Origin of the sequence: Deinococcus sp. (assembly GCF_025362455.1) — a bacterium.
GTDB lineage: Bacteria > Deinococcota > Deinococci > Deinococcales > Deinococcaceae > Deinococcus.
Map to the genome: position 1 here is coordinate 1 of NZ_JANYGJ010000202.1, position 18,511 is coordinate 18,511.

Sequence of the window (18,511 nt, forward strand, 5' to 3'; positions counted from 1 at the left end):
GGTTGGGGTGGGGACATGGCGTCACTGAGCTGGCTGGGCGGTTGACAGTTAGGTTGCGTTGATTAGAGCAGATGTCATAAAAAGACCCTTTTTATGACCGAGCGGAGCGAGTAGTTTTGACTGAGCAGGACGCAGAATGGAGGCGCGGGGAGGCTGTTTTCCCCGTGGCGTAATTCGGAGTACTGCTCTAGGGCTTTGGCACGTTGCCAATGCGTCTGCCCGCTGGCCGCTCCGTTCACGACGAGTGCTTGCACAGGGGCGCTGCGCAGCAGCGGGGTGAGGGGTCAAAGCGCATGTCCTCTCTTTTCCCACTTCCCACAACCCACTTCCCCTCTACTCGCCCGGCGCGGCGCTCAGCAGCGGCTGAAAGCCCACCGCCACCCGCTCTCCGGCGCGGATGAGGGTCATGGCGCCGTTGGGCAGCGGCATCACCAGCAGGTCGCGGACGGTGGCCGCAGGCAGACCGGGCATCACGGCGCACAGGTCGCCCTTGTAGTCGTTGCGCAACGTCACCACCCGGCCCTTGACCTTCACGGTCAGCGGCTCGCCCCGGAAGATCAGCAGGGCGTGCTCCTCGCCGCTTTCGACTTCGGGCACGCCAGCGCTGCTGATAATCGGCAGCGAGCCGACTTGCAGGCTGCGGCGGACCAGGTTGAGCAGGCTGTCGCTGGCCTCTTTGCTGAGCTGCAAGAAGGTGCGGGCGTCTTCAAACGAGCGGCCCAGCGCCTCGTCCTCACCCTGAGAGGCGTAGGAGAGCAGGGTCTGGGCGCCCTGGCGGGCGAAGGTCAGCAGGGTTTCGGGCGGGGCGGCGCTGTAGCGGGCCGCGCTCTCCACCGAGACCTTCTCAGGGTTGATCTCGTTGCCGCGCAGCCGCTGGGCAGCGGCGCGGGCGAGCCGCAGGTGGGCATACGCCTGGCCGGGTTCGAGCAGCGAGGCGGTGAGCCGGGCTTCGAGTGAGAGGGGAAAAAGGTCGGTGTGTGAAACGGGACGCAGTTCCAGGGCCATATCTTCTCCGTTGAGTACCAGCCGCACCGGCTGACCGCCCAGTTGACTTTCGGCCACCGGGCGCCGGGCCGAGAGCCGCACGATGTTCGTGCTCTCGCTGCTGCCCACGCCGCCGTCGCTCAGGCGAACTTCCCAGCCGGTTTCCGCATCGAGCTTGCTCAATGTTACCGGCTTCCAGGCGACCAGTTGCGAACGCCAGGTGGTCTGTTCGCCACCGGGCAGGTGAATGGCCAGCGACAGCGACTGTTTGCCGGGCTCGGAGAGGCGCAGCGACTGACCGCGTGAAAACAGCAGGCCGTCGAGCAGCGGCCACTCCGGCCCCTGACCGCCGCTGCTGCGCGGAATAATGCCCTCCAGAAAAGCCAGCAGATGCCCGGCAGCCTCGCGAATGGGGGCCTGCTCGGCGGCGGAGCGCGGGGCGTCCGGTCCCTGCTGGAGCGCCTGAATCAGCGCGGCCTTGACGTCATTGCTGAGCTGGTCGCGCTCGGCGGCCTGAACGCGGGCGTCCATCACGTCGGCGTTGCCTGAGCGCGGAAACGGCGCGGTGACCAGATCGCTCAGCGCCGTGCGGACCTGCAAGTAGCGCTCCGGCAGCTCTCCGGCCTGGACGCTGAGCTGCTCGGCCAGGCTGGTCAGCACCTGGGCGGCGATTTCCGGGCGGTGCAGCGACGAAAAGGCGTCGTTGAGCGGCGGGACCGCCGTGCCGGGGGCGCCGCGCTCCAGGTTCTCGGTCAGCGCGAAGGCCAGGCGCAGGGTCGAGAGCCGGGGTTCGCGCAGCCAGATGCGGGCCTGCAACTTGGCCTGGCTCAGCAGCTCGGCGTGATACAGCCCGGCCCGCAGGCGGCTGAGCACGTCCCACTCGTTGCGCTCGCCCTGCTGGATGGGGGCCTGAATCACGCCCTCTTCGAGTTGCAAGTCGCTGAGGTTCAGGTTCATGTTGTCCAGACCCTGCTCACCGCCGCCTTGCAGGGCTATCGGCGCGGTGGCGGCGGCAGAGCAGGCCCGCCAGATCCGGTCCGCCGTGCGGATACGGCGCATCATCGAGGCGTCCTGTACGTCGCTCAGCAGCCGCTCGCGCAGATCGTTCAGCGAGCGCTTGCCGCCTTTGGGCTCGGCCCCCCGCTGCATGTCTGCCACCTTGTACTCGAAGAGTTCGACCAGTTCCGCGTCCTGCATCACGCCTCAGTATAAAAGCCCTTAAAGCACAGAATTATAATCGCCGCGCCAGGAGCGCCAAAACCGAAGAAATCCGGCGCGCGGCGCGGCGTGTCAGGGCAGCGTGAGACTCCGGGCGATATAACGGTAGGACATGGACGCCTCCGCTCTGACTGTTCCCGCTCCTCCGCTCCGCACTGCGCAGTACGGGCCGTGAGCGTCTTCGTTACCACCGTATTGCTGGTGTCGCTCTTCGTGGTGGCCGCGCTGCTGCTGATCCGCCCCGGCGAGCGGGTGCTGGCCGCGCTGCTGGCCCTCAGCCTGCTGGTCATCGGCGTGCTGGTGGCGCTGGGCGGCTCCGTCGAACGCGCTCAGGGCCTGCTGGTGGTCGCCCTGGCCCTCGGTGCGGGCTCGTTTCTGCGGCTGGGCAGTGAGGCCGCGCCGCATCCTTTACGCCCCAGCAAGGTCAGCAAGGTCAGCCGCACCGCGCCGCTGACGGCCACCCAGATCAAGAACCCGACCCGGCGCAACATCACGCTGTCGGGCACGGTGGCCGATCTCAAATTCGCCGATTACGAGCTGCTCGACCGTATCGGCATCGGCGGCATGGGCAGCGTCTACCGCGCCCGGCGCAAATCCGACGGGCGCACCGTGGCCCTGAAAGTGCCGCAGGAAAAGTACCTGGCCGACGCCAAGTTCGTCAAGAGATTTTACCGCGAGGCCGAGGTGCTCAAGCGGTTTAACCACCCCAACATCGTGCGGGTCTACGATTACCGCTCCCAGGGCGACGAGTACTACATCGCCATGGAGTTCCTCGACGGCGAGAGCCTGGAAGCCCTGCTCGAAAACAAGCAGCCCGCCTTCGCCGACACCGTGCAGATTATCCGCGCCCTGGCCGACGCGCTGAGGCACATCCACGCCCAGAACGTCGTTCACCGCGACATCAAGCCCGCCAACGTGATGGTGCTGCGCGGCGCCATTCAGGACGGCAAACTGCGCGAGGGCGGCGTCAAACTGATGGATTTCGGCATCGCGGTGGGCAAGGTGCTGACCCGCCTGACCATGACTGGGGCGCGGGTCGGCACTCCCATCTACATGGCGCCGGAGCAGGCTAAGGGCAACCGGGTGGACGCCCGGAGTGATGTTTACTCGCTGGGGCTGCTGGCCTACGAGATGGTCACCGGCCAGACCGCCTTCCGGGGCAGCTACGAGGCGGTGGTGCATCAGCAGATTTTCGAGTCGCCCAAGCCGCCCAAGCAGGTCCGGCTGGAGGTGCCGGGCAAGCTCAACGACCTGGTGCTGAACATGATCGAAAAAGACCCCGCCCTGCGCCCCTCGCTCGACGACGTGATCGGTCGCCTCGACGCCGGGGTGCTCAGCGACGAGACCTTCAACGACCCTTACGCCCTGGCCATGAGCGTGCAGGAAAAGCGCGGCAGCCTGAGACTCCTCGACCTGAGGGGCAAGCTGCGCCTGAGCCTGCGCGACCTGACCGGCGACAATGCCCTCCCATCGGCCCCCAACGCACTCGCCAGCGACGACGACGGCAACCTGTACCTCAGCATTCAGGAATTTCGCCAGGGCAAGAGCGGGGCGCTGGTGCGCAAGCTCTCGCCGGATGGCCGTGAGCTGCTGGCCTTCGGCGCCTACGGTCTGGGCGAGAATGAGCTGCTCCAGCCGATCAGCATGGCGGTCTGCGGCGGCTCGCTGTTCGTCCTCGACGGCGAATCGCACCACGTGGTCGTCTTCGATTCGCAGGGCCGCTACCAGCGCCGCTTCGGTGGGCGCGGTCAGGGTTTAGGCCGCTTCGAGAAACCGCGCGCCGTCGCCGCCACCGCTCAGGGCCATATCTACGTGCTCGACAGCGGCAACCGCCAGGTCCAGCGCTTCACGCCGCAGGGCGAGTACGTCTCGCGCTACGCCTTCCGGATGGACCGCACCAGCGACGAGCTGCGCCCCCTCCAGGGCCTCGGCGTGGACGCCCAGGGCACGGTCTACATCGTCGACGGCGTGGCGGGTAAAGTCCGCAAGATCGAGGCGGACGGCACGCCCGGCAACACCTTCGCCCTCGATTCCCTGGTCGGCGAGTCCAGCGAGGCGCCCTGGCTGATGCAGGTCAGCCCCGAAGGCCACCTCTACACCGTGCGCCAGGGCGGCCAGGTGCTGCGCACCTACAGCTCGGTGGGCGACCTGCTCAGCAGCAACGACATGTACGCGCCCGTCCAGGCGATCTCGATGGTGATGCGCCCGCTGGACTGAACGAAGCGCTGGACTCTGTAAAGATTCTGGCGGTTGTCAGGCTAGCTTACGATGATATTATATCTATATGGATATAAAAGTATTTAAAATTAAAGCTGGTTTCAGAATTTTTGTGCTTGCATCTACTCTTCTATGGGTGTATATATCATATAGTGATCCATACGCAAAAGTAAACCATCTTCGATTACCTCTATCAATTGGATTAGGTGCTTTTTTGCTCCTCCTCTCACTTTTTTCAAGTACATGTAAAATTATGGTCGATAGAGAAAAAGTAGTATATAAATCTCTGTTCAAAGAGTGGCGAGTTGATATAGCTCGTCTTAAGAGGGTCCAATTTCTTCCGTATAGCAGCGGCAAAACTATGATGTTGACCGATAGGGGAGGTGTCGAGAGGTCAGTGGAATTACCTATTACGATCAACTGGGAATCTGGCTCGCGTTGCGAGATGGACTATGGTTTCACTATCCTCACAGAAAGCTACCAAAGATTCCATTTTACATAGATTTTGAGCTCGATTAACTGTTCCCGGCTCAGCGCTTGACGATCCGCGCAGTCCAGCCTGCTCCGGCAGCTACGGCCAGCACGGCGATCTGGGGCACCTCGGCGGGCACGTAGCGGTTGCCCTCGATGCGCACGGAGGCCAGGGTCTTCTCGGCGCCTGCTCCGCTGCGGCACAGGTCGCTCAGTTGCTCAAGCCAGGCGACGGCGCGGCGTGACGGGCCTGAAACGCTCAGTGTTCCCGCTGGCAATTCACGGCGCTCCCGCTGAACCATGAACGAGGTGCGCTCCAGCAGGGTGGTGCTGTGACCGACGTAGCTGTAGGCGTGGCACTCGGCGGCCAGTTCCCGCTCGGTATTCAGGACCAGGTGGGCGGTCTCGAACAGCGCCTGGCCGTAGCGCTGGCCCTGCGGCGGCGCCCTGAAGACCCAGCCGCGTGTCGGGTGGCCCACGACGGCGTACCGTGTGCCCTGCTCGTACGCTGCGGCGTACTGGCTGATGTGAACAGGCGTGAAGGCCAGCACGCCGCTGAGCGCAGCGATCACGAAGGGCACAACCGGGCGTAACATGCCCACACGGTAGGCGCCGGGCGCTTTCGCAATTCGCACAAGCCCAGTGGATTAAGCAGTGGATCAGGCAGTGCAAATCAAACTTCCTGAATCCAGGGCCAGGTTCTCAGCGAAATCGGTGCTTAGAGCAGTACTCCGAATTACACCACGGGGAAAACAGCCTCCCCGCGCCTCCATTCTGCGTTCTGCTCAGTCAAAACTACTCGCTCCGCTCGGTCATAAAAAGACCCTTTTTATGACATCTGCTCTAGATGAACAGCGGCGCTTCCGGGTCTTCGCTTCTCACGGTGTCGCGGGGCGGGCGCGACAGCATCCAGGCGGCCACACCCACGCCGATCAGCACGCCTAGCGCCACCAGCAGCGCGGTGGTGTTCTGGTGTTCACGAATGGCGGACTCCAGGTCGTTGTCCAGTCGAAGGCTCATGGCCTCACCATAGCAAATCGGGCGTTGCGGGGCCGTTCCCTGGCGTTAGGCGAAGGTTAGAGCAGTACTCCGAATGACGCCACGGGGAAAACAGCCTCCCCGCGCCTCCATTCTGCGTTCTGCTCAGTCAAAACTACTCGCTCCGCTCGGTCATAAAAAGACCCTTTTTATGACATCTGCTCTAGAACTGCTCAACCCGCAGAGTGCTGCACGCGGCCTGTGCCTGTGCTCATAGAGGTGACGGCCTGTGTCAGTGCCGAGCGCAAAATGACCACCGCCCGGTCGTACTCGGCCAGGTCGAGGCGCTCCTGGGGCGTGTGATCGAGCGTGCTGTCGCCGGGGCCATACGCCAGGGTCGGCACCGGCCAGTGGTGGGCCACCACGTTCATGTCGCTGGTGCCGGTCTTGACCTTGAAGACGGGCGTGCCCCCCTGCTGCCGGATGGCGATGCGCAGGGCGCGGGCTAGCGGCGTGTCGCGCCCGTAGCGCACGGCGGTCTCGTCGCCGACAAAGTCCAGACTCAGGCTCTCCAGGTCGGCCAGCAGGGCACCGAGCTGCTGCCGGGCCTGCTGGGGCGCGACGTGCAGCGGCAGCCTCAGCCCGAAGCTGCCGTGTGCGAGTTGCTCCAGGCCGTCGCTGCCGGAACTCAGCGCCTGGATGGTGGCCTGGACGCGCCCGAAAATCCCCTCGCCGGAGTGCTCGGCGGCCCAGGTGCGGACCCGCAGCCAGCTCTCGGCCAGATCGTCGCCCGCGCTACTTCCGTCGCCAGCGGTGTGAAAGTCGTCTTTTTGCACCGTCACCCTGAGCACCAGGCGGCCCTTGTAGCCCAGCGTGATGCCCTGCCAGCCGCTCGGCTCACCGATGACCACCAGGTCGGGGCGGTACTGGCCCGCCGCGAAGTGGGCGCCCTTGCTGCTGGGCGCTTCCTCCTCGGTGGCGCCCACGCAGACGAAGGTGGCCAGTTTCAGCGCGTGTGCGCTCAGCCCGGCCACCGCCGCCGCGAAGGTGCAGAAGCTGCCCTTGGCGTCCACGCTGCCGCGCCCGTGCAGCAGGCCCTGCTCGTCGATGTGAACGGGGATGTGCCCCGCCACCGTGTCGATATGGCCCAGCAACACCACGCTCAGCGGCCCGTCTCCGCGCACGCCCACCGCGTTTCCGGCGGCGTCGATGTGCGCCGCGAAGCCCTGAGCGGCCATCCAGCCGCGCAGGTATTCGGCGACCTCGGCTTCCTGCCCGGACAGTGAAGGCCGCGACACCGCGCCGAAGACCAGCTCGCGGACGCTGCGCTCGGTGGGGACCGGTTCAGGTGAACTCAAGCGCTTACTCTCTGGAACCGGCCACAGCCTGACCCAGCGCCGAGAGCAGCTTGAGCACCTCGGCCAGCACGTTCAGCGCCACGGCGGTCACGATGCCCATCGTCACGGTCCACAGCGCCGGAATCTGGCTGGCCTTGCCCTGGCGCCACAAAAAGTAGCCCATGCCCAGGGCGCCGAGAATCAGCACCACCGAGAGAATGCGCACGGTCATGCTCAGGCCGCCCACCGTCTGTGCCGAGCGAATCAGGCTGCTGGATTGCAGCGAGCGTTCCAGCGCCGTGGTGGGCGCGGCGGCCATATTGGGTGAATTCGGGCTGGACGCCGTTGGAACAGTAGCGGTACTTGCGGCAGGCCCAGCCGGTTTGACAGGCGTGCCGACCGGCAGCCGGGTCGGCGGAAGGCTCGGCGCGGGTGTGGCGGCTTTCGGCGCCTCGGCGGGGCGCGGCTGGTTGAAGGTGGGCGAGGCGCTGACGCTGAGCGGTTTGGCCGCTTCAATTCTGGTCGCTTCGGGCTTGCTCAGCTCCGGTCTGGGGGGCGCAGGCTGCGTTGGAGCCGCTGCCGGACCGGCTGACGCTGGATTGGCTGACGCCGGACTGGCTGGCAGACCGGCGGGCGGCGCCCCGACCCTGACCACGCGGGGCGCTTCGGGGCCGTCGGCGATCACGATGGGCGTGACTGGACTGACCGGAGTTGGACTGACCGGAGTTGGACTGACCGGGACCGGGTTGACGGGTGACAGGTTGAGTGGACCGGGTGCGGCGGGGGTTGGGGCAACCGGTGTCGGTGTGCTGGGGGCCGGTGTGCTGGGGGCCGGGCTGAACGTCTTGGCTTCACTGCTGGCCGGGGCGGTGGGCAGCGGCGAGGCGGGAAGCTGCTTGGCGCGGGCGGTGGTGTCGCGCACCGTTTGAAAAAAGCGCTGCACCCGGTTGGGGTCAAATCCCAGCAGCGAGGCGGTGATGGCCGTGCCGCCGGGCGCCTCGACGCGCAGGGTGCCCTGGTGGTCCGAGTGAATGCGGCTGATTTCGCGCAGCTTGACCTGGTTCAGCGGCCCACCGGTTTCGCCCTGGTAGAGCAGCGCCTGGGCGGTCAGGGCGAAGAATTGGTCGTCATGATCCAGGCTCGCCACCGGGGAATCCTGGATACCGACACGCTGGAGCGCTCCTAAAATACGGTCATTCATGGCCAAACTCCTTGACGTCAATGGCGGTTACGTGTGTCAGCATACCCGACGCTGCTGAGAGTCGGCCACGCCCAAGGAAACTTCGCCCGCCCTTCACCCGCTTTAATGCTCCGGCGAGCCACACTGAACCATGACTGAATCCAACAGATACGGTGATACGCCCCTGGGCAAAAGCGACGAGCAACTGCGCGAGGAGGGCGCCGACGCCCTGACCAACACCGAGCGCCGTTCGGGCCACGCTGAGGGCGGCGACGTGGCGATTGCGGTCAGTATTCCGGTCGGCGGGGTGGGCACGCCGGGCGGCGGCGTGGCGGGTGTGGGCGGCGTGATCGCCCCTGCCCTGGTCGTGGGCGACGCCGACAAGGGTGAGGTGACACGCGAAGATATCTGAGCCGCAACGTCTAGCTGGAGTTGGGTAGCTGGAGTTGGGTAGCTGGAGTTGAGAACAAGGGGCTGCCTACCACGGGCGGCCCTTCAGTGTTCAGGTGGGCAGAAGATCCGTGCGAAGTGGCGGGTCGGACTGGGCCTTGGCCTGAAGCTCGAAAAGGTCGCGTGGGGTCCATAGCCGGACTCCGTTGGCTTTGGCCAGTTCACGGGCGGAGGCGGTGTAACCCGGCCCAGAGGTGAAGACGACGGCCTCGCTGGCCCGGTAGATGGCTTTGGAGGCCACGATCTCCTGCACGGCTTTGTTACCGACATTGCGCTGAGGGTAATGCTTGACCTGAATAGCGACGATGACCTGCGTAGGGCTGGTGGCGATGACATCGGCGCCTTGATCGCTGCTGCCGCGCGTGGCCTGGGCTCTCCAGCCGGGGAGGGCGTCCAGCACGGCGGCGACGTGGAGTTCCAGGTCTCGGTGTGAGAGGCAACGCAGATCGGTCAGGGCCAGCGTCCGGGCGCGGCTCAGACGCTGTTGCCGCAGCAGCAGAGTGATCAAAGCGGCCAAGGCCAGCGTACACAGGGTGACCAGAAGGTACTGCCTGTTGGCAAGGCTGTACGCAATGCCGCCGATCAGTAACAGAGCGAAAAGAAACTGGGGTGGCGGTTGATCCTGGCGTCTTCTTCTGGGCACCCATTCAAGGTAAACTCAAGCTCAGACAGCATTCTTACTGACCGGAGGCCAGCATCTAGGGCTCCGTACCCTTCACAACTCTGTACCCTTCACAACTCCCTGGGCCGGAACGCCACCGCCTCGGCCAGATGCACTTCCCGAATCTCGTCGCTGCCGCCCAGGTCGGCCACCGTGCGGGCGAGTCGCAGCACCCGGTCGTGGCCGCGCCCGGTCAGGCCCAGTTGGCGGGCGGCGGCGGCCATGAAGCTGGCCGGACCGGCTGCCAGCGGCGCGTGGAGGCGCAGCGCCTGACCGACCAGCAAGCTGTTGCGCTCGCCCTGGCGCAGCAGCATCCGGTCGCGGGCCGCCTGAATCCGCGCCCTGATAGGCCCGCTGGGTTCGGGTTCCTTGCTGCGGGTCAGTTCCTCGACGGTGAGCCTGGGCACGGCCACCCGAATATCGATGCGGTCGAGCAGCGGGCCGCTGAGCCGGGCGGTGTAGCGGGTGCGCGACAGCGGCGTGCAGGTGCAGGCTTTCTCCGGGTCGCCGTGGTGCCCACAGGGACAGGGATTCATGGCGGCCAGCAGTTGAAACCGCGCCGGATACCGCAAGCTGGCCCGCGCCCGGCTGATGGTCACCTCGCCGTCTTCCAGCGGCTGCCGGAGGGTTTCCAGGGCCTTGCGCGAAAATTCCGGAAATTCATCCAGAAACAGCAATCCCCGGTGCGCCAGACTGACCTCGCCGGGCCTGGGCATGCTGCCTGTGCATACTCGCGCTATTTGAGACTGGTGCCCCCATGATGCCTGTCTTCACGCACGTTATTTGAGACTCATACGCGCGCTATTTGAGATCATGTTGCATTTACGCACAATATTTGAGACTGTATACCATCCCGTTCAACGGCTGGTGGAGACCGGGGAGGAGTCGCCTATGCCTGTTCGCCGTATCCCACCCAGTCACCGTGCCATCACCGGACGCCTAGCTGCCCTCAAAGCCATTGGCCCGGCCCACTACGAATCGGCGCTGGAGCGCGACTACCTGATTACATTGGAAGCCGACCCAACGGTCCTGGCCTATGAAATTCAACCGATCCGTCTGGACTACCGGGACAGCTTGGGTCAGGCTCGGCGGTACACCCCAGATGTCCTGGTCTTTCGTCAGGGCGACGTGATCGAGTTGGTCGAGGTCAAATACGTCGCGGATATCCAGGAGCTACGGGTCAAGCACCGGGAGCGCTGGGTCATGGCGTCCCACTACGCCCGTGAGCAGGGGTGGCATTTTCGACTGATCACCGAACGCCACGCCCGCACCCCACGGGCACGCAACTGGCTGTTTCTCTCCACCTTCCGGGTAATGACCCCGCCTCCAGAACTGCTGACCCGAATGCAAGCGGTGTTGGCGGCGAGCGGGCCATTGTCGATTTCGGCCTGGCTCAGTCAACTTGAAGAGCCTGACGCCGAAGTGCTGCCCTTCGTCTGGCATTTGCTGTGTCTGGGTAAGGTGACGGTCAACCTGAACCAGCCGCTCTCGCTGGCGGCTACCGTATCCTTGGTGCCAGCGGAGGTAACCCATGCTTGATCTATCGCCCGGAACGGTCCTGTGCTTCCAGAGTCGGGCTGTCAAAGTCGTCCGTCAGCATGACCTCGAACAGCTCCTGGTCAAAGACATGGAAACTGGACAACTGCGTGAAGTGGCCGTTCATGCGCTGGGTCCTGCGGTTGAGACTGGAGGGCCAACGCCTCGCCCGCGTCCAGCGGACCTGGAAGACGCCCTTCTGCGATTCGACTACATCGCTCCACTTCTAAACCTACACCCGCGACCCAAAAGTGCTGTCGCCGCACGCGCCCAGGAGGTCGGGGCCTCGGTGGCGACGCTCTACCGGTTGCTGGCAGTGTACGAGAACAATTTACAGACTGCCACGCTTGCTCGGCGGCCCCGCAGCGATGCCGGACAGTCACGGCAGCAGCCTGAGGTGCTGGCGGTGATTGACGAGATTATTGAAACTAAGTACCTGAGTCGCCAGCAGCCCACGGTGACCAAGACCCATCAAGCGATTTGCGAGCGGTGTGCGCTACTTAAGCTCTCCTTACCTAGTCGGGACACGGTGTCTCGTAGAATCCAGGCGCTCAGCCCTATGGAACGGACTCGTCGTCGCCGGGGCCGCAATGCCACGGAGCCGGGTCGCGCCCTCCGGGGCTCGTTTCCAGGTGCCGCCGCCCCGCTCGATGTCGTGCAGATCGACCATACCGAACTCGACATCATGATCGTGGACGAGTTCGAGCGTCTGGAGATCGGGCGGCCCTTCATAACTGTCGCTATCGACGTGATGAGCCGGGCAGTGGTAGGTTTTCATATCTCGCTAGACAAACCGAGCTTCATGAGTGCGGGCTCGTGTCTGGCACAGTCGATGCTGCCCAAAGAGCGCTTTCTGGCCCCCCGGCAACAGCGGCTTAATAAGATCTTTGCGGAAGTGCAGAAGTATGAGCCGGAGGATGATGGCCCCCCGCCGACCTTGCGCTGGCCAGTGTGGGGACGGCCCACCAAGATCCACGTTGACAATGCCCGCGAGTTCCGGGGCAAGATGCTGGAGCGTTCTTGTCAGGAGTACGGCATTCATGTCGAGCTGCGCCCAGTCAAGCGGCCCTGGTTCGGTGGGCATATCGAGCGCCTGATGGGCACCATCGCCACCGAACTGCACGACCTGCCGGGGACAACATTCTCGAATCCTCAGCGCCGAAGCGACTACAAAAGTCAGAAAAGGGCAGTCCTGACCTTCGACGAACTCGATCTCTGGCTGACGGTTTTCTTTGCAGGCGTCTACAATCAGCGCCCTCACAGCGGCCTGAACGGTGAGACCCCCATCGCCGTCTTCAGGCGCGGTCTGCTGGAAGGCAGCGCCGAGGCGCCGCCCAAGGGGCTGTTTCCGCTACCGACGCCCGAGGAAGCCCTCAAGTTGCAGATCGACTTCCTGCCCTCGTTCGAGGTGACCGTCCAGCGCTACGGCATCCGGCTGGAAACCATCACCTACTACCACGAGGTTCTAGCGCCGTTCCTGGCCCTCCGCGCCCTGGGCAAGCCCAGCGAGCGCTATATCGTGCGCCGTGATCCCCGCGACCTGTCCCAGATCTATTTCTATGACCTGGAGGCTGGACGCTACTACGCGATACCGTTTGCCGACAAAAGTTGGCATCGGCTGAGCGTCTGGGAGCTCCGGCAATTGAAGAAACTGGCAAAAAGCCTCAAGGGGGAACAGGTGAAAGAGCCCGACTTGATCAATGCACAGCGCACGCAGAATCGGCTGGTGACCCACTCCAAAAATACAACCCGTCAGGTCCGCCGCGAGCACACGAAGCGGCGTGGTCACCAAGCTGTCGAGCCACCGCTGACTCCAGAACCCAGTCTCAAGGCCTCCCCGATGGAGGAGGAGGACGAATTGATCGTGCCGTTCAGGGTTCAGCACTAATCCCCTCAGCTTCATGAGTATTTTCATGAGAATATGACGTAGTGTCGATGTCCCGCTATTCTGGGCATGTGTTGACCGGGACGGAGAGTGGACCAGTGGTGACAGTTCAGGAGACGTCGTGAAGCGCGAGCTGACACCGGGTGTTATGGATTTGCTCTCGAAGTTGGGAGAGTCTGGCAACACGGAAGCCCGGCGCATTTATCTTGCTGAGGACCGGTATGTTATCTATACGCGAGCGGAAGAGCATATGGCCCGGATGAAAGACCTCCTGGATATCTCGAAAGATAACCCACAGCAAACCAAACCCGATAATTTCATCATCGTGGGTGAAACCAGCAGCGGCAAAACGTCGTTAGTTAAAAACTTCATTCGCCTGTACGCGGCGCCAGTGAATGATCCCGACCAGCCGTGCGCTCATCTGCCCGCCCTGTATGTCCTGTTCCGCGCCGAACCTGATGAGGACCGCCTGTATCATTGGATTCTCGACGCGATGTTTGCAGCCTACAAAGAAAAAGACCGTCCTGATAAAAAGTACCGGATGGTGGTCGAGCTGATTAAACGGCTGGATGTCCGAATGCTCATTTTCGATGAGTTCCATCATATTCTGACGGCGACGAGCGTGCGGCAGCGGCGTTCACTTAACACCATAAAGACGCTCAGCACGGATCTGCAAATCCCGATGGTGGCCACCGGGATTCCGGAAGTGTTTCCGCTGATGAGGAGTGACCCGCAGATTCACCTTCGCTTCGAGACACTGGCGTTGCCTCGTTGGCAATATCCTCCTAAAAAGAATGAATTCAGGCAATTCTTGAGCGGTCTAGAACAGGATCTTCCACTGGTTCAGCCGTCTGATCTGGCGTCAAGAGAAATCGCCCGATTCCTCTACGACCACTCTGAAGGCCTGATCGGTGAGGCTGTAAAGCTGGTGTCGAGAGCCGCACGCCGGGCCGTCGGCGGCGAAGAGCGGGTCACACTGGCGGGCATCAAAGCATTGAAGCCGGTGGCTCCTTCTCAGCGTGATGTGGAAACGCAACGCGAGTTGTACGGGCGAGTGGAAAGTGACACGAAGAAGCCGGATGGCGCGAAGAAGCCGGATGACGCAACTTCCTAACTGCCTTCTGCCGAGGCCGGTAACCGGTCATGGTTAAGCTGCGGCCTTTTCCGGTGCTGAGCCCTCAGCGGGTGGTGCAGGGGCCGTCACGGCTCGGCGGCGCACGTTCCGCCCTGCTGCCGATGCGTCCGCGTCCCGAACCTCAGGAACTTCTGTCGAGCTGGCTTTTTCGGCTCGCTCAGGCCAACAGTCAGAAGCTGCACAGCTTGAGTCGCCTGATTTTTGGTGAGCGTCAGCTCTGGAACCGGGATATCGACAGTATGGCTGGGGATGAGGTCCTGGCGGCCCTGGAGCGAGCGACAGGAGTTAACGCAGATGTCCTTCGACTACATACATTGCCGTCCCTGGAAGGCCGGGTCTACGCCCACCACACCGCCAACAGTTCGACGCCCTGGGTGTTGCACCTGGGCATCTATCATCGGACCAGGCGGCACTGCGGTTTGCAGTATTGTCCGCAGTGCCTGGGGGAGCGCCCCGCCTACCTGCTGCCATGGCGCTTATCGATCAGTGTGGTGTGCCCGGTCCACGGCTGTGTGCTCCACGCGGCCTGCCCCGCCTGCGGTGTCCCGGTGGTCCCTCACCGGGTCGATATGGCCGCGCACCTGAGCAAGTCGTTCCCGACTCGCTTCCCTCACACTCGGTGTCATGCCTGCGAGGTCGCTTTGGCATCCGCTCCGACAGTCGCGGCGCCCGCCGCCGTCGTGGCCTGGCAGGCAGTCATTCATGCCGCCATCGCGGGCGACGGCTGGGTGCAAGTCCAGGGCGTCGGTGCGGTGCCGCTGACGGAGTACCTGGTCGTCGCTCGGCTGTGGCTGACCTTGTTGACCTTCGGACGACGGGCAGAGCGGTTGCGGACGTTGCTTGGGATGCCGGTTCTGGCGCAGAGCGAACCACGGGTCAGGAGTTTTGATGTCCTTGACGTGCGGACTAGATTAGCGGCGATTGAACACCTCATCACGCTTTTTGATGGCTGGCCGGAACGGGTGACTGCTTGGAGCCGCGCTGCCCGATTGCGCCGCACGATCTTGCTGCAAGACATGCAGGCGCCGCCTGAGTGGTATCTGGACGCATTGAAACCTCTGGAATACGTCAATCCTCGGCGGCCATTGACAGGACCGTTAAGTTGGGAAGAATTGCTTAGTCACGCGCAACAGGGGGGGCGCCGGGCTCGCCTGCTAGTGGCGTATGGAGAGGGGCGGCCAGTCCGTGAAGTTGCAAGGCATTTCGGAATTGCGCCTCGAACGGTGCGCGATTTAGTGACGAGATTTAATCAGGGAAGACCCGAAGGCCCTGCACGTAAAACCTCTTCATTTGAGTGATATTCGAGCCGGAACTGAGTGGGAACTGCTCAGTGTAGAAGCTGTCACGAACACCATCAGAGATAGATCTCAGTTGCTTCTCTAAAAGGTTGATGTGGTGAAGGAGGGGCAGCTAAACCAGCGATGCGCGCCGATGCACGGTGCGCTGCCCGATGGCAAATACCAGGCTGCCCCAGCCGAGAATCAGCGTCACATCCAACGCCACCCGTTCCAGCCCCTGCCATGCCAAATCCAAGCGGCCCAGAGAGAGCCCCATGCCGATGACCGCCGTCGCTGGCGTGATCACCAGGGCCACCAGCGCCCCGGCGGTCACGCTGCGCCGGTAGGCCACTATGATCACCGCCCCGAAGCGCCGCAAAAGCAGGAAGGTCAGCCCTGCCGTCAGGATGAACACTGCGTAGCCCGCCAGGGTGCTGGTTACCCCGCGCCACGATGGAGGCCGCGATCAGGGACGTGGCCTGAGCGGCGCCCTTACTGGTCAGCCCAATGGCGCCCCTGGTGCCGCAGGCCAGCCTCCAGTTCTTCCCATAGGGCCTCGTCCACGCCGTTCTCGACCTAGGTGTCCAGCTTGGGGTCAATGCTGCTGCTGGTTTCGGCGGTCACGGTGGAATATTCGTCGCTCATTTGCGCGACCTGGCGCCGCGCTGCGTCGGCGCCCCGGTTGAGGACATGGACGGTGATCACGTCGCCAGCAGGTTTGATTGAGGAGCGCCGCGAGACGCTGAGCCCGATCACGTGTTCCTGCCGTTCGAGCAGGCAGAGGAGCGCGTCGGTGATAGTGTCCCCGGCACACTGATGTCCACGGTTCGGTGCATGCGGGCTCCAGAAACAGCTTCACCGCGCTCCAGGCTCAGGGTGAGTCGAAGCGCGGCGCTGTTGTGCGTTACCGTGTGACGTTTAAGGTGATGGTGCGGGCAGCGGCGCTCTGGCCGTTTTCTTTAAGAGCGTAGGTGATGCGTCCAACGCCCGGCTTGCTGGTATAGCTGTAGCTGCAACTGGCGTCGAGCGGCAGCACCTTCTGGCCGATCTGGCGCGTTCCCCGGCTGACGGTGACGGTATAGCTCTTCCCGCTGCCCTCACCACCGAAACGGAACGGCTGCTTGACCTGGGCACCGTCCCTGAGCGACAGCGAGAACGGCTTGGTGCAGCTTCCGGTCTGGGCCGTTCCAGCAGCTACCGTCAACTTCAGCTCGCTGGTCGCAGAGCCAGTGGTGGCCGTGTAGGTGTGCGCTCCAGCAGATGGGCTAGGCACTGAGAAGGTCCAGGCGCCGCTGGCGTCGGTGCGGGCGGTGCCGAGCGTGTTGCCGTCCTCGGTGATGCTCAGGTCGGTGTCGGCGGGGCCGGTGCCAGTGAGGCTCAGCGCACCAGCCGGGACACGACCGCTGGCTGGAGCCGTGAACGCCAGATCCGTCGAGGGCGCCGCAGTTACTGAGGACGGCGTAGTTGCGGCGCTGGAGGCCGGGTCTGCCGCGCTGCTGGGCACCGTACTGTCTGGCGCTGTGCTACTCGGCGTTTGGGCAGTGGCGTCAGAAGTGTCCACGGTGGCCGCCGTTGCTGTCACAGTCCGGCTGAGTGCTGTGCTGGTGCCACTCTCCGTCACCGCGTAGGTATGGGAACCGGCAGCAGGCGCCGGAACGGTGGCGCTGAAGGCCCCGTCTGCGGCGACCTGAGCGGTAGTCAGACTGGTCCCATTCTCGCTGACCGTGACGGTCTCGCCCGCCTTGCCCGTACCGCTCAGTGTCACGGGACCAGTCACACTGGCGCCCTCAGCCGGTTGAGTCAGGGCGAGCCCAGTCTGGTTGCGCTGCGAGAGGTAGCAGCCGCCCACGCCTAGCAGAAGGGCCAGAGGGAGCAGCCACCAGACCGGGGTCCGGCGGCGAGGCTCCTCCTGGGCAGGTCGGGTCACCAGTTTCGGGGGCAGAGGGGCAGGGACGGGCGCGGCCCGTTCTACCACCACATCTGGCGTGGACGTCAGGACTGCGACAGGCGCAGCGGCTGTGCCGGTCAGGGCGGCCCCCCCGAACAGGGTGCCAAGGGTTGCTGCCGTTAACTTGTCGCTGGTGGCACGATGTCCGATCAGGCTCAGCAAGAGGGGTAGTAGCAATTCCATCATCCGGCGCACGGTTGGGGCGTCGGTGCCGGTGGCGTTGGCCAACCGCTGCACCTCGGTGTCCACGCCCGTTCCCATCGCCTCGGGGAGCAGCTCAGCCCCGACTTGCTGGAGCCGGGCCAGCGCTTCTGGACTCCCGGTCAGTGTGTCAACAGATCCAGCCGGTATCCGGTCACGGGTCAAATCAAGCAGCTTCTGGGCGCCCTCCGGTGTGCGGCTCAGCGCACTTAGGGCGTCGAGTTGACCGGGCAAAACCTCATCGGCAATGCGGGCGCTCTGGGTGGCCCGCAGGCCCAGGGACGCGCCCAGAGCTGCGACGACGGGGACGCTCAGGTGCTCTTTCAGATACTCTTGTATGTCCATTGGCGTCCTTGTGAAAGCTGATAAGTAGCGAGCCACACTGCTCATTGAGGAGCGACGTGTGGCTCGTGAACTCAGAGGGGCAAATTGCCAGGGAGGTCCGCTTCAGTCTTTGATGTCGTCGAGTTTCCGATTGGCGTCGCGTTTTAGATCGTCGAGCTTGTCGCCTGCCGCGTCCACGGTCTTCTCCCCGGCCCGCTTGAGTTCGCCGCCCGCCGACTTCAACGAGTCGCGTGGATAGTTGCCGTCCAAACCGTCCTTAACAGCATCCTTGATGCTCTCGCCCGCCCTGTTGAGGTTGCCCTTGACACCTGGGTCGGCCTGACCGAGCAGACCCTTGACCCGGTCCATCAGATCAGGGTTGCTGCGCAGCAGCGCGTAGCCGCCCGCCGCTACTGCGACTATCAGCCATGGAAAGCCGCCGCCTGACCGGGGCCGGTTGGCCAGGTCACTGACACGGGCGGTGAGCACGTCGATGCGCTGCTCTTGCTTGGCCAGTTTCTTAGTTACGCTGGCGGCCAGGGCGGCTTCGGCTTTACTGGTGTTGAGGACCTCTGTAGGGGTCAAAACGTATTGAGGCCGTGCAGGACGTGAGATTTCCAGGGCAGACACCCAGTGAAGATGGCGGCCAGCACTTCCAGCCTGCCATCACCGAAGTGCTTGATGGCTTCCTGAATAACGTCCAGGCCAT

General features: G+C 63.8%; 17 protein-coding genes. 6 read left to right on the forward strand and 11 right to left on the reverse strand.

The window, feature by feature from the left end:
• Positions 1–333 precede the first annotated feature (333 nt).
• Complete coding sequence (locus Q0R23_RS14500; protein ID WP_293914095.1) at positions 334–2,184, reverse strand: hypothetical protein; 1,851 nt, start codon at positions 2,182–2,184, stop codon at positions 334–336.
• 189 nt (positions 2,185–2,373) lie between these two features.
• Between Q0R23_RS14500 and Q0R23_RS14505 the strand changes: the two genes are divergently transcribed.
• Positions 2,374–4,419: a protein kinase gene (locus Q0R23_RS14505; RefSeq protein ID WP_293914096.1), complete on the forward strand. Its 2,046-nt coding sequence runs from the start codon at positions 2,374–2,376 to the stop codon at positions 4,417–4,419.
• A 530-nt stretch (positions 4,420–4,949) separates the two neighbouring features.
• Here the strand turns inward: Q0R23_RS14505 and Q0R23_RS14510 are convergent.
• From Q0R23_RS14510 to Q0R23_RS14525, 4 genes are all read right to left on the reverse strand, one after another.
• Complete coding sequence (locus Q0R23_RS14510) at positions 4,950–5,525, reverse strand: hypothetical protein (RefSeq protein ID WP_293914097.1); 576 nt, start codon at positions 5,523–5,525, stop codon at positions 4,950–4,952.
• A 208-nt stretch (positions 5,526–5,733) separates the two neighbouring features.
• Positions 5,734–5,910 carry a hypothetical protein gene (locus Q0R23_RS14515; RefSeq protein WP_293914098.1) on the reverse strand — a complete coding sequence of 59 codons (177 nt, stop codon included), beginning with the start codon at positions 5,908–5,910 and terminating at the stop codon, positions 5,734–5,736.
• A 191-nt stretch (positions 5,911–6,101) separates the two neighbouring features.
• Complete coding sequence (locus Q0R23_RS14520; RefSeq protein ID WP_293914099.1) at positions 6,102–7,226, reverse strand: [LysW]-lysine hydrolase; 1,125 nt, start codon at positions 7,224–7,226, stop codon at positions 6,102–6,104.
• Positions 7,227–7,230: 4 nt separating this feature from the next.
• On the reverse strand, positions 7,231–8,406 hold the full coding sequence (locus Q0R23_RS14525) for a hypothetical protein (RefSeq protein ID WP_293914100.1): 1,176 nt from the start codon (positions 8,404–8,406) through the stop codon (positions 7,231–7,233).
• Positions 8,407–8,536: 130 nt separating this feature from the next.
• On the opposite strand from Q0R23_RS14525, the gene Q0R23_RS14530 reads away from it, so the two are divergent.
• Positions 8,537–8,797, forward strand: coding sequence for a hypothetical protein (locus tag Q0R23_RS14530; protein WP_293914101.1), 261 nt, complete (start codon positions 8,537–8,539; stop codon positions 8,795–8,797).
• A 90-nt stretch (positions 8,798–8,887) separates the two neighbouring features.
• On the opposite strand, the gene Q0R23_RS14535 is transcribed toward Q0R23_RS14530, so the two are convergent.
• Both Q0R23_RS14535 and Q0R23_RS14540 read right to left on the reverse strand, forming a co-directional pair.
• Entirely contained in the window at positions 8,888–9,343 is a 456-nt protein-coding gene (locus Q0R23_RS14535) for a restriction endonuclease (protein ID WP_293914102.1), read from the reverse strand.
• 224 nt (positions 9,344–9,567) lie between these two features.
• The gene (locus Q0R23_RS14540; protein ID WP_293914114.1) at positions 9,568–10,236 is read right to left on the reverse strand and encodes an ATP-binding protein; all 669 of its coding nucleotides are present in this window, start codon (positions 10,234–10,236) and stop codon (positions 9,568–9,570) included.
• Positions 10,237–10,387: 151 nt separating this feature from the next.
• Between Q0R23_RS14540 and Q0R23_RS14545 the strand changes: the two genes are divergently transcribed.
• The 4 genes from Q0R23_RS14545 to Q0R23_RS14560 all read left to right on the forward strand — a co-directional run bounded on the left by Q0R23_RS14545 (position 10,388) and on the right by Q0R23_RS14560 (position 15,350).
• Entirely contained in the window at positions 10,388–11,035 is a 648-nt protein-coding gene (locus Q0R23_RS14545) for a TnsA endonuclease N-terminal domain-containing protein (protein ID WP_293914103.1), read from the forward strand.
• Positions 11,028–12,920 carry a Mu transposase C-terminal domain-containing protein gene (locus Q0R23_RS14550; protein ID WP_293914104.1) on the forward strand — a complete coding sequence of 631 codons (1,893 nt, stop codon included), beginning with the start codon at positions 11,028–11,030 and terminating at the stop codon, positions 12,918–12,920. The genes Q0R23_RS14545 and Q0R23_RS14550 overlap by 8 nt, the downstream gene beginning before the upstream one ends.
• Before the next feature lie 118 nt (positions 12,921–13,038).
• Entirely contained in the window at positions 13,039–14,031 is a 993-nt protein-coding gene (locus Q0R23_RS14555; RefSeq protein ID WP_293914107.1) for a TniB family NTP-binding protein, read from the forward strand.
• A gap of 29 nt (positions 14,032–14,060) precedes the next feature.
• The gene (locus Q0R23_RS14560; protein WP_293914108.1) at positions 14,061–15,350 is read left to right on the forward strand and encodes a TniQ family protein; all 1,290 of its coding nucleotides are present in this window, start codon (positions 14,061–14,063) and stop codon (positions 15,348–15,350) included.
• A gap of 112 nt (positions 15,351–15,462) precedes the next feature.
• Here the strand turns inward: Q0R23_RS14560 and Q0R23_RS14565 are convergent, their stop codons facing one another.
• From Q0R23_RS14565 to Q0R23_RS14580, 4 genes are all read right to left on the reverse strand, one after another.
• Positions 15,463–15,744 carry a DUF389 domain-containing protein gene (locus Q0R23_RS14565; RefSeq protein WP_293914109.1) on the reverse strand — a complete coding sequence of 94 codons (282 nt, stop codon included), beginning with the start codon at positions 15,742–15,744 and terminating at the stop codon, positions 15,463–15,465.
• A gap of 161 nt (positions 15,745–15,905) precedes the next feature.
• Positions 15,906–16,085, reverse strand: coding sequence for a hypothetical protein (locus Q0R23_RS14570; RefSeq protein WP_293914110.1), 180 nt, complete (start codon positions 16,083–16,085; stop codon positions 15,906–15,908).
• A gap of 148 nt (positions 16,086–16,233) precedes the next feature.
• Positions 16,234–17,823, reverse strand: coding sequence for an Ig-like domain-containing protein (locus tag Q0R23_RS14575; protein WP_293914111.1), 1,590 nt, complete (start codon positions 17,821–17,823; stop codon positions 16,234–16,236).
• A gap of 102 nt (positions 17,824–17,925) precedes the next feature.
• A complete protein-coding gene (locus Q0R23_RS14580; RefSeq protein ID WP_293914112.1) occupies positions 17,926–18,387 on the reverse strand; it encodes a hypothetical protein in 462 nt (153 codons plus the stop codon).
• Positions 18,388–18,511 lie beyond the last annotated feature (124 nt).